This is a genomic window from Pediococcus sp. EKM201D (assembly GCF_011800215.1).
Classification (GTDB): Bacteria; Bacillota; Bacilli; order Lactobacillales; family Lactobacillaceae; genus Pediococcus; species Pediococcus pentosaceus.
This window is the reverse complement of the sequence record NZ_JAALFK010000001.1, coordinates 114,901-127,346: the sequence shown is the minus strand read 5'-3', so window position 1 is coordinate 127,346 and position 12,446 is coordinate 114,901. Positions and strand designations below refer to the sequence as shown.

Sequence of the window (12,446 nt, the reverse complement as noted above, 5' to 3'; positions counted from 1 at the left end):
CTTTATCTTTAGGCTCGTGGATGATATTTGTCATATACATCAACCAACCTTTGCTGCGTAATATGCGTGTAAATTTGAGTCGTTGAAATATCAGCATGACCTAATAACTCCTGGACAATCCTGAGATCTGCTCCATTCTCTAACAAATGGGTCGCAAAAGAATGCCGAAGGGTATGGGGAGTAATATTTTTTTCAATTCCAGCTTTTTTAACCTGAGCTTTAAGATTCTTCCAAATCCCTTGTCTTGTTAATGGATGTCCATGTTGGTTTAAGAAGATTTCATTGTACTTTTTATCACCCAATAAAATTCTACGCGGTCCATTAATATATCGATTAAGCCATTTAATCGCCACGTCACCGATTGGAATGATTCGTTTTTTATTCCCTTTCCCAATCGTTTCAATTAGTCCCATCTCCAGATGGAGTTCGTTTAAATTCAATGTAATTAACTCACTAACTCGTAATCCTGTTGCATACATAACTTCTAGAATAGTTCGATCCCGCATTCCAAGTGGTTCATTTGTATTTGGAACCTGCAACAGCTTTTCTACTTCCGCTGTCGTTAGTACTGAAGGCAAATGGTGAGCTCTTTTAGGTGGATCAATATTAACCATGGGATCAACATCAATCTTATCCACAATCAATAAGTACTTAAAAAACTTTCTTAAACTTGAAATGGTATGAATTGAAGAACTTCTTGCCCTACCAGTTTTCTTGAGCTCATCTAAATAATCTAAGATTGCATACCGATCAATTTTTTTTATATCTGTAATTTTTTCTTTAGTCAAATAGTCATTCAAGTGACGTAATTCTTGGCGGTAACTAATAATTGTATTATCAGATAAGCCTCGCTCTACTTTAAGAGAATGTAAATAGTCATTGATTAAATCATTCATGACTATTTCTCCTTTAAAACAATCCCATCTTCAGTTTGTTGGATTACACCAGCCTTAAGCAAATGTCCCAATGCCATTTTGAAACGTCCTTTACTAATACCAAAACGTTCTTTAATCGCATCTGGTTTGCTATGATCATTAAATGGTAGCGTTTGGTCTCGGGTATGTTGTAGCATGGCTAAAACCATTGCTGCATCATCACCTAGAGCCTCATAATTCCTAGGTTTTAATGATAAATTTAACGTTCCATCTGGATGAACCCCGATTACCCGTGCATTTAATTGTTCGCCCAATCGTGGTTCTCGATCTCGTTCGGAAGCATGGATAAATCCTAACAAAAAGTTATCAGTCAATACCAAAGAACCAGCCATCTTTAACCGGAAAGCCGTTGCATTAACATTTTTATTAATCATTGTTTTATCTGCTCGAGCAGAAATTGCCTTAAAAACATCATAGTCAGCTGGATGTGCCCACATTCTTTCCTTTTTGTCTACAGACAGACAAACTAAAATACGATCATTAGTATGCGGCCAGATACTTGTTTCTGTTGGTAATTCATCTAACGAAATAACAATATCTTTATTAGGTAAACCAATGTCAACGAAGACTCCTAAATCTTTACGCGTTTTAACAACCGTTCCCCAACCATATTTACCAGCAGTTGCTCGTGGCGTCTCACGTGTTATTTGGCGGTCATGATCTGCATTTTCATAAGTAAATCCAGTAAAGAAACTACCCTTCTTCAGTGGTTTTTTAATTTCTTTTTTATCAAGTCGATAGGCATTTCCATCTGACAATTGAACAAAATAATAATCATCATTTTCATCAATAACTTTACCTTTTTCGACTTTTCCTAATAGTGTATCCATATTTATTTCACCCATTTTTATTTAATTTGAATTTGTAAAAGTTGAATAATCAAATACGCAATTCCTGACGCAATGATTGGTCCAGCTGCAATGCCATTCATAAACACTACCCCAATGATAGTTCCCATTACTAAAGCAACTGTCACTTCTGGACTAGCTGATAAGAAGCCTACTCCTTGGTACGACAATAGTGAGACCAAGATGCCACAAGCTACTGCTATCCAGCCCACCGGTGATTTAAATGAATTAACTAAATCCATAAAACCAATCTTCCCAGTTGCTATTGGAACTAAAATGGTAATTGAAATAATCGTAACCCCCCAGTTTATTCCTTGTTTATTTAATAAAGGAAAAATTTTATCTGAGTACGGTATTAATTTTAAAAATAGTACTACAATACTAGCGATAATTAATGATTGATTTTTGCCTAATAACGCCACAATAAAGATTCCAATCAAAAATAGCCAACTCTCCATTAAATTCCACTCCAATTTCTAGTTTACATAATATATGTACATTAGTCCATAGAACCGACATCAATATATCAGGGTTCCTTAAGGACCAACACTACAATTAATTATCTTCCAATTAGTAATTAAAAAACTGACCGTCAAAAACGACGGACAGCCCTTCGCAGAAGCACAATGCTTCTCAATTTTTATTCATTCTACATTTTAACATATTTCTAGAGGTTTCCTCGCTTCTAATTTCTTATTCCCATAGCATTAACCTAATATACCCTTCTTAATCAAACAATAAATCCCAAGTAGGATTATTTCTAAATTCAGCATTATCTTTGCCAATTATATTATTAAACATTCACTTTATTAGACATTTTGACTACCTTTGCTATACTAAAATGTAATAAAAACTACATTATGACTAAATACTGAAGTCTTTAAAAGCTGTTTATTGCATTGGAGGTGACATATTGATGGTTGAATCATATAAAAAATTCTGGCATAATATCACCAATTTTTCAGGTACTGCCAATCGTCCCGACTACTGGTGGCCAGTTATTATCAATTATATTTTAGGTGTAATCATCATCGCAATTATCCAATCTATTACTGGTCATCCTATTGAAGACATCTACAATCTAAGTGATTTGAATATTAATCTAGTTTCTAAAATCATTGCATTCATCGTTTGGCTGGGTATGTGGACACTTAAAGTAAGACGTTTACATGACACCGATCGAAGTGGCTGGTGGATTTTAATTGAAATCATCCCACTAATCGGTACAATCTGGTTCTTTATTTTAATGATCTTGCCTTCTAAGGAAAATCGTTGGAGTTAAGATCCATAATTGAATTTATAATTTGTTTTAACTAAAAAGGGATACTACTAATTTCATTACTTTAGTAGTATCCCTTTTTAGTTAAATCTAGAACCCTAACAGTCTAAATTCAACTTTCATTCTGCCAAACAAAAAAACCTAGAACATATAATGTTCCAGGTTTTAAAAATTTAAATTAAATTTTTATAGTGAGTTTGATGCACCATGGTAGATAATACCACGACGTGAGTCAACTGTAATCAATTCATCATCTGAAAGGATTGAAGTTGCGTTTTGTACACCAACAATAACAGGAATTCCCATTGAAATACCAACTACTGCAGCGTGTGATGTCAAACCACCATTTTCAACTACTAAAGCACTTGATTTTTCAATTGCTGGTAGATAGTCTTTGTCAGTTGTCTTTGTAACAAGTACTCCGCCTTCAACAGCTTTTTTGTTAGCTTCATCAGCTGATGTAGCAACAACTGCTTTACCAATAACTGTTTCATCACCAACACCTTGACCAGAAGCAAGCTTTGAACCAATTAGTTGTAACTTCATGATGTTTGTTGTTCCACTTTCGCCAACTGGAACACCAGCAACAACAAGAATCAAGTCTCCTTCTTTAGCAAGACCAAGATCTACAGCTTTGTTAGCAGCTAGTTCAAACATTTCATCAGTTGTTGATGGACGGTCAGCGATGATTGGGTGTACACCCCAGTTAACCATCAAACCGCGACGAACACGTTCGTCAAATGTGATTGCAAGAATGTCAGCATCTGGACGATACTTAGAAATCATACGAGCTGTGTAACCTGATTGTGTTGCAGCAACGATAGTCTTAACACCAAGGTTCTTAGCAGCACGAGCAACAGCAGCACTAATTGTTTCTGTAACATCACTTTGATCAAATGTGTTGATTTGAAGATTTCCGTCTTCAGCCATAGCATTTTCAGCTTTTTCGTCAATCTTAGCCATTGTAGCAACAGCTTCAACAGGGTAGTCACCATTAGCACTTTCACCAGAAAGCATAGTAGCATCTGTACCATCCCAAACAGCATTAGCAACGTCAGAAGCTTCAGCACGTGTTGGACGTGGGTTTTCGATCATTGAGTCAAGCATTTGAGTTGCTGTGATAACAGGCAAACCAACTGCATTACACTTCTTGATCAATGTCTTTTGTACCAAAGGAACATTTTCAGCTGGAATTTCAACACCCATGTCACCACGAGCAATCATAATACCATCTGAAACTTTCAAGATTTCGTCTGTGTTGTCAATACCTTCTTGTGATTCGATCTTAGGGAAAATTTGAACATCTTCCATGTTCTTTTCTTCCAACAATTCACGAATTTCAAGAACGTCTTGTGGCTTACGTACGAAACTTGCAGCGATGAAGTTGATGTTCATTGATTCAAGACCAAAACGAATATCATCAGCATCTTTTTCAGTAATACCAGGTAAGTTAATTGAAACACCAGGAGCATTTGTACCCTTACGTGATCCAAGAACACCATTGTTAGTTGCATGAGCAACTAATTCGCGGTTTTCTTCATCTTTTTCGTCAATCTTAAAATCAAGAAGTCCATCATCAAAAAGAACGTGTCCACCAACATGAACGTCATCAAAAAGTCCATCATATGTAACAGCAATCTTTTCTTTTGTTGTTTCCAAAGTGTCATCCATTGAGATGCGAACCTTATCATTTGTGTGATATTCTTGGTTACCATCTTTTTGTGGAGTTGTACGGATTTCAGCACCCTTTGTATCAAGCAAAATACCTACTGACTTGCCAGTAATCTTTTCTGCTTCTTTAACCATGTTATAACGACCTAGATGTTCTTCATGGTCACCATGTGAAAAGTTAAAGCGGAATACATTAGCACCGGCTTCAATTAATTTAACAATTGTGTCAACAGAAGTACTTGCAGGACCAAGTGTTGAAACGATTTTGGTTTTCTTCATTACAGAATCTCTCCCTTGATTTTAAATTATAAAAGACTTCTTAAGTCATTTTATCCAAATATTAATAGAACTCTAGAATGATAAATCTTCACTTAATTGGTAAAGTGAATCATCTGCTTGATGTTTTGCATCAAACAAGTCAAGCATGTTATGAGCTTGAACCTTATTTTCTAAGATTCCAACTGCTAAACCACCCTTACCTTCAAGGAGTAGCTCAACAGCGTAAGCACCCATCTTACTTGCTAAAACGCGATCTTTAGCACTTGGAACACCACCACGTTGGACATGTCCAATTACAGTAGCACGTGCATCAAAATCGCCGTATTGCTTAAGCTGGTCAATGAATTCAGGAGCTGCATCTGAATTAGCATCACCTTCAGCGATGACAATAATGCCGTAGTCCTTACCGTTTGCACGGTTCTTTTTCAACTTGTTGGCAATTGCTTCAACGTCATAATCAAAACCAGGTGCGATAACCGCATCTGCTCCTGAAGCAACACCAGCCCAAAGAGCAATATCAGCAGCATTGCGGCCCATAACTTGGACAGCAAAGACCCGTTGATGACTCTTAGCAGTATCGCGAATTTTATCAATCGCGTCAACTGCAGTGTTTAACGCTGTATCAAAACCAATAGTGAAGTCAGTGAAAGGAATATCATTATCGATTGTTCCTGGAAGACCAATGGTGTTGTATCCATGTTCTGTCAAACGAAGAGCACCATGATATGAACCGTCTCCTCCGATAACAACCAATGCATCGATACCGAACTTCTTAAGTTGTTCAATACCTTTCAATTGGCTTTCTTCTTGTGCAAATTCAGGATAACGAGCTGAATAAAGCATCGTTCCACCTTGTGAAACCATATCGTCTAAATCTGCTGCCTTGAATTCGTGGATATCACCAGCAACTAGACCGGCAAACCCGTAGTTAATTCCGTAAGCTTCAAGACCAGAGCTTAGGGCCTTTCTTGCAACGGCGCGGATAGCCAAGTTCATCCCTGGAGCATCCCCACCACTTGTCATGATACCAATACGTTTCATCTTTTCACCTCAAACAGAAATATTGAGTTTTTTCAAAACTTCATTGTTGATTTTATCACTTTTGAAAACAGTTGTCTGTACCATTTTCTTAATTAATCGAATGTAAGTGCTTTATTCAAAATTTATTTTTTAATTAACGAAATATGTTGACTTCCTAGCAATTCTGCTAATTGCTCTTTTACTTCAGAACTGTCATTTAAATAAAATTTTTCAGACAACTCATTATGTTCATTAGTATCCTCATAAACTAAAATAACTGGAACTTTTCCATGATATTTTCTGAAAATATCAAATAGTTTGGTTTGGAATTCTGATGAATTATTTCGGCTAGGCACTTCTAATTTCCAAATTGCTGCTTGGACCTGTTTGGTTTGAGGGGCGGTAATTTCATTAACAATTAATTGTAAACCGTCGTTTCTTTTCTCAACCTTGCCTCGTAATTGTAGGACTCGTTTGTTTCTCAAAATTTTAGCATGCTGGTATATCCTTGGAAAGATAACTGCTTCGCTTTCTCCAGTAGGGTCCGTGATATTCGCAAAGGCCATTGACTCTCCTTTTTTAGTTCTGATGGTCCGAATACTTCTTATATATACAATCGTAGTCACTTGAGCTTCATCACTAAATTCATCGATTTTTTTAAACCCATTTTGTTCAATCAAGTTTGCATAGCGTTCAACTGGATGCGCGGAAATGTAAGTTCCTAATAATTCTTCTTCCCAATCCAGCTTTTCATCCAAATCCATATCCGGTCGATGTTTAATCGTAGGCATTAACTTTTCAAAAAGATCCACATTTTGCCCGCTAAAAGCAATACCTTTCAACAATTCAGGTAAAAAGTCACCTAATTCCGCTCGGTTATATCCAAAGGAATCTAGAGTTCCCGAAAAGATTAGTTTTTCAATAATTTCTTCTGTAATACCCTTATCCCGCATTCGACGTAAAAGACTGTCAACTGATTTAAATTCTCCATTACTTTGACGTTCTTCAATCAAATTACGGATGAAATCTCGCCTTAATCCTTTAATGGATAGAAAACCCATGATAATTTGTTGTTGATAAAATGCATATTGTAGTTGGCTCAAATTAATATCCGGTGCTTTAACTTTAATCCCTAAACGATTCAATTCTTGAATGTATTCTTTAGTTTTAGCCTCACCACCAATAACTGAATTAAGTAAGGCTGTATAAAAAGGTCCTGGAAAGTACGTTTTTAAATAAGCCAGCTGAAAAGCTAGCTTGCTATAAGCTACGGCATGTGACTTATTAAAACCATAATTAGCAAAATTTTCGATATAACTATAAACTTGTTGGGTTAACTTGGCGTTATATCCCTTTTGCAATGCTCCATCAATAAAATTCGTCCGCATTTGTTCAATTACATCATGTTTTTTCTTACTCATCGCTCTCCGCAACAAATCGGCCTGTCCCAAACTCAGGCCCCCCATTGCTGAAGCAACTTCCATAACCTGTTCTTGGTACACTAAGATACCGAAAGTTTCACCTAAGATTTCCGATAAAACGTCATTAGGAAAAGAATAGTGTTCGCGATGTTCTTTTCGTTTTACAAATCGATCAATATTTTCCATTGGTCCTGGACGATAAAGCGCATTTACCGCAACTACTAAACCAAATCGATCAGGTTTCACTTTTCTCAATACATTCCGAATACCAGCCGATTCAAATTGAAAAATGCCACTGGTATCGCCTCGTTGGAAAAGTTCTAAAGTCTTTGTATCATTTAAATTAATGTTCTCGATGTCAAAATCGGGTTTAAGTTGATGGACTTGATCTAAAATATTAGCCATTAATGACAAATTTCTTAAACCTAAAAAGTCCATTTTTAACAACCCTACCCGCTCAACATAATTCTTGGAATACTGACTCATCAGCATTCCTTCATTTCCATCCTGAACAGGAGTGGTTTCAGTTAAATTATTTTCACTTAAAACAATTCCCGCTGCATGCGTAGAGTAATGACGTGGCAATCCTTCTAAGCGCCGCGCCGTTTCAAACATAAATCGATTTTTTTCGGAAGTTCTTATAAACTCTTGTAACTTACTTGAATTTTCTAAAGCACGCTCCAATGTGATATTTAGTTCACTAGGAATTAATGCGCTTATTTGATTAATTTTATTCGGCATTTCCCCAAAAACACGGGCAACATCGCGAATGGCTTGCTTAGCTGCTAAAGTACCAAATGTGATAATTTGTCCCACATGTTGATGTCCATATTTATCATGGACATATTTGAGCATCAATTCTCTTTTATCATCTGGAATATCTAAATCGATATCTGGCATTTGGGCACGTTCTGGATTTAAGAAACGTTCAAATAGCAGTCCATATTCAATTGGATCCACACTAGTAATCCTGAGTAAATAAGCTACTAACGAGCCTGCAGCTGAACCACGTCCCGGTCCAGTCAAGATGTGATTTTGATGAGCAAATTGGACCACATCGTGAACAATTAAGAAGTAGTCCGCAAAACCCATGGATTCAATGACATTAAGCTCTCGATCCAATCTTTGCTGATATTGCAAATTTTGAGCATTTTTACTTTTTTCTAACTGTTGAAAGCATAATTCCTTTAAATATTGAATAGCCGATTGATTAGCTGGCGTGGGAAATTTTGGTAATTTGGGCTGGACAAACGGAATTTTTAGCTCGATTTGGCTAGTTAGCGCATCTAGCTGGTCTAATAATTCACTCAATCCAGCATCCCGATACTCTTTTTCAAATACATCTCGCGGTTTTAACCAATTATTACCTTGGTCCTTTGCTAGGATTTCAGGATGCTTAATAACTTCCCCCGAGGCAATATCCTTCAAAACTTGAGTTGCAAAATGGTCTTCACTATTTAAATACTCCACGCTCGGTAAGGGCAAACAACCAAGACTGTGTTTTTCGGCAATTTGCATCAAGGTTTGACGCATAATATTAGTTTGCTTTAAATTAATTCCTAGATAAAGATCTTCATCACCAACAACTTGACGATAATTTTCTAAAAGCTCGGTTGCATCACCGGATAGCCCTCGCTCCAACAATTCAATCATTTCTGATCTTTGTGCTGGAACAATCATGATTAAATCATCTAGCAAATCTTTAATATCATCAAAAACAAATTTTGGTGTACTACTCGTCATCTTGGCCGAACTAATCTGCATTAAATTACGGTAACCTTTAACACTCTTAGCTATTAAAACTAGCGCAAATTGATTGTCAATTCCTGTCGTGCTATCTAACCAAAGCGTTAAACCCACGATGGGCTTTAAATTGTTTTTAATACAAGCTTGATAAAATTCAACTGTTCCATACATTGTATTATGATCGGTGAGGGTCATCGCTTGATATCCACGATTTTTCGCCGTAGCAATTAAGTCGTCAATTTTAATCGGGCTAGATAACAAACTGTAAGAACTTAATACTTGCAGTGGCACGAAAGCCATTCTTATCCCCTCCTGTTTTTTATAATTATACTAAATAAATTCCCCTTCTCCAAAAATATAGAGTTTAATTTATTTCCCCACGTAATTGTGCTAAAATTACTGTTGTTCAGAAAGGGGCCAAACGAAATGAAACAAATCGTAGTTATTTTTTGGGCATTTATCTTTGGTGAAGTTATTGGCTATATCGGAGGACAACTTGATGCCCTTCCATATACACCATTAGAAATTGGTATCGTGGCAGCTGTAGTAGCTCTTATCACTTCTAACATGATCCCACTAATTTCAAAACCTAAAAAATAAGGATGCAAATCTTTGGTATTTTTACCAAAGAGAGCATCCTTTTTTTATTTATTCTGGAAAACCAATTGATCATTCAAAACATCGATATTGACTGTTGAATTAGGACGGACACGCCCACTAATAATTTCTTTTGCCAAAGGAGTTTCAACATTTTTAGTAATGTAGCGGCGCAATGGTCGAGCACCAAACGCTGGATCATATGCCTGTTCAACAATATAATCTTGTGCATCATCCGAAATACTTAAACTTATTTCTTGGTCGCTCAAACGCATAGATAAATTATGAATTAATTTAATCACAATTTGGCGTACATCTTGTTTACTTAATGGAGTAAACATAATGATATCATCAATCCGATTTAAAAATTCTGGTCTAAAGTATCCATGCAAAACATCTTGAACTTGGTTACGGATATTATCATCAATCTTGTTTTCTGATTGATTCTTTAATAATAAATCTGAACCTAAGTTAGAAGTCATAATTAAAATTGTATTTCTAAAGTTAACCGTACGTCCTTGTCCATCTGTTAAACGACCATCATCTAGAACTTGTAAAAGAATATTGAACACTTCTGGATGTGCTTTTTCAATTTCATCAAATAGAACAATGGAATATGGGTTTCGCCGGACCGCTTCGGTTAATTGGCCTCCCTCTTCGTAACCAATATATCCTGGAGCAGCTCCAACCAAACGGGAAACCGATTCTTTTTCCATGTATTCAGACATATCGATTCGGACCATATTATCTTCCGAATCAAATAACGCTTCTGCTAAAGCTTTAGACAATTCTGTCTTACCAACCCCTGTCGGACCAAGGAAGAGAAATGAACCAATCGGACGATTAGGATCCTGGAGTCCCGCACGGGAACGTAAAACCGCATCTGAAACGGATTGAACGGCTTCATCTTGACCAATTACTCGATTGTGTAATTTATCAGCTAAATGTAGCAGTTTTTCTCGTTCACCTTCCACCAACCGTGCAACTGGAATGCCTGTCATTTGACTAATAGTTTGGGCAATTTCTTTATCTGTAACGGATTCTTCTACCAACCAATCCCCATGATCACTTTCGGATTGATTTTCTAATTGTTCCAATTCTTTTTCCAAAGCTGGAATGGTCCCATGTTGTAAAATAGCCGCTTGATCGAGATCATAAGAACTTTCAGCTTCTTGTAAGTCATGCTTGGCCTTATCTAATTCATTCTTCTTATCACTGATCTTTTTAATTTCTTCTTTTTGGGCTGACCAACGTGATTCCAGCTTAACTTTTTCTTCTTTGGTTTCAGATAATTCTTTCTGTAAGTCCTTTAAACGTTTAACTGACTCTGCATCACTTTCATTTTTAAGTGCTCGTTCTTCAACCTGCAAACGCATCAACTGTCGTTTGACCTGATCGAGTTCAGTAGGATTGGAATTCATTTCCACTTTAATTTTTGCAGATGCTTCATCGATTAAATCAATCGCCTTATCTGGTAAATAACGATCCGTAATATAACGACTAGAAAGTTTAGCGGCTGCCACAAGAGCATTATCATGGATACGAACGCCATGATGAATTTCAAAGCGTTCCTTTAAACCTCTTAAAATACTGATAGTATCCTCAATGCTAGGCTCCTTAACCAGCACCCGTTGGAAACGGCGCTCAAGTGCCTTGTCTTTTTCAATGTTTTCGCGGTATTCATCTAATGTTGTTGCACCAATCAAATGGAGTTCACCACGAGCTAGCATAGGTTTCAAAAGATTTCCAGCATCCATACTACCTTCAGTCTTACCCGCTCCTACAATCGTGTGAATTTCATCAATGAATAAGATAATTTGACCATCTGACTTTGATACTTCCTTCAAAACTGCTTTAAGTCGTTCTTCAAAATCGCCTCGATATTTAGCCCCGGCAATTAATGAGCCCATATCTAGAGAAACAATGGTTTTATCAACTAAATTGCTAGGAACATCACCTTTAGCAATTCTTTGCGCTAGACCTTCTACAATGGCTGTTTTTCCTACACCAGGTTCACCAATTAGTACTGGATTATTTTTTGTTTTTCGCGATAAAATTCGAATAACTTCTAAAATTTCTTCATCACGTCCAATAACTGGATCTGGGTTTTCACTGTGGGCCCTTTTAACTAAATCTGTCCCATATTTTTCTAGCGCTTTATATCCACTTTCTTGTTCCTTTGATGTCACTCTTTCACCCCCACGAAATTCATCTACTTTGGCTAAAACCTGTTTTTGAGTTAGACCTTGTTGATTCAGGAATTTTTTAAACTGATTCTGATCTAAATTAAATAAAGCAATTAAAATAGTATCAATTGCAACATACTCATCCTGTAATTTTTTACGCTGTTGTTCTGCTTGAACTAATAATTGATTTAGTTCTGCTGAAATCGATTGACCGTAACTAACCTGGCTACCACTAACCACGCTAATTTGTTCAAGTTCTTGGTCTAACTCGGTTTGGACAAGGTTGTTATCAATCTTTAAGTCTGTTAATAGTGTCCCGACCAGTTGGTCTGGTTGTGTTAAAAATTTAAATAATTCTGGCACACCAATTTCTTGATGTTGACGATTTACAGCAATCTGCTGTGCTTCGCTAATTGCTTCTTGAAGTGCCGTAGTCATTTTCTCTGGATTCATTTAAATCGCCT

At 36.6% G+C, this 12,446-nt stretch carries 9 protein-coding genes; 2 read left to right on the top strand and 7 right to left on the bottom strand.

Features of this window, described 5'->3' with window-relative positions:
- Positions 1-8: 8 nt before the first annotated feature.
- Genes xerD through HFC68_RS00655 form a run of 3 tightly spaced genes read right to left on the bottom strand, consistent with a single transcriptional unit; the run spans position 9 to position 2,241 of the window.
- Entirely contained in the window at positions 9-896 is an 888-nt protein-coding gene (xerD, locus tag HFC68_RS00665) for a site-specific tyrosine recombinase XerD (RefSeq protein WP_011673482.1), read from the bottom strand.
- 2 nt (positions 897-898) lie between these two features.
- Positions 899-1,765, bottom strand: coding sequence for a S1 RNA-binding domain-containing protein (locus HFC68_RS00660; protein ID WP_011673483.1), 867 nt, complete (start codon positions 1,763-1,765; stop codon positions 899-901).
- Between the two features lie 17 nt (positions 1,766-1,782).
- A complete protein-coding gene (locus HFC68_RS00655) occupies positions 1,783-2,241 on the bottom strand; it encodes a DUF441 domain-containing protein (protein WP_011673484.1) in 459 nt (152 codons plus the stop codon).
- Positions 2,242-2,699: 458 nt separating this feature from the next.
- Between HFC68_RS00655 and HFC68_RS00650 the strand changes: the two genes are divergently transcribed.
- The gene (locus HFC68_RS00650; protein ID WP_011673485.1) at positions 2,700-3,065 is read left to right on the top strand and encodes a DUF805 domain-containing protein; all 366 of its coding nucleotides are present in this window, start codon (positions 2,700-2,702) and stop codon (positions 3,063-3,065) included.
- Between the two features lie 183 nt (positions 3,066-3,248).
- Here the strand turns inward: HFC68_RS00650 and pyk are convergent, their stop codons facing one another.
- From pyk to dnaE, 3 genes are all read right to left on the bottom strand, one after another.
- Positions 3,249-5,012: a pyruvate kinase gene (pyk, locus tag HFC68_RS00645; RefSeq protein ID WP_002833398.1), complete on the bottom strand. Its 1,764-nt coding sequence runs from the start codon at positions 5,010-5,012 to the stop codon at positions 3,249-3,251.
- Positions 5,013-5,084: 72 nt separating this feature from the next.
- A complete protein-coding gene (gene pfkA, locus HFC68_RS00640) occupies positions 5,085-6,053 on the bottom strand; it encodes a 6-phosphofructokinase (RefSeq protein ID WP_002833399.1) in 969 nt (322 codons plus the stop codon).
- A gap of 122 nt (positions 6,054-6,175) precedes the next feature.
- Positions 6,176-9,499, bottom strand: a complete 3,324-nt coding sequence (dnaE, locus tag HFC68_RS00635) for a DNA polymerase III subunit alpha (protein WP_011673486.1) — start codon at positions 9,497-9,499, stop codon at positions 6,176-6,178.
- A gap of 126 nt (positions 9,500-9,625) precedes the next feature.
- Here dnaE and HFC68_RS00630 point away from each other — a divergent pair, with 126 nt between their 5' ends.
- Positions 9,626-9,799, top strand: coding sequence for a YjzD family protein (locus HFC68_RS00630; RefSeq protein WP_002833401.1), 174 nt, complete (start codon positions 9,626-9,628; stop codon positions 9,797-9,799).
- A 44-nt stretch (positions 9,800-9,843) separates the two neighbouring features.
- On the opposite strand, the gene clpB is transcribed toward HFC68_RS00630, so the two are convergent.
- The gene (clpB, locus tag HFC68_RS00625; protein WP_011673487.1) at positions 9,844-12,435 is read right to left on the bottom strand and encodes an ATP-dependent chaperone ClpB; all 2,592 of its coding nucleotides are present in this window, start codon (positions 12,433-12,435) and stop codon (positions 9,844-9,846) included.
- Positions 12,436-12,446 lie beyond the last annotated feature (11 nt).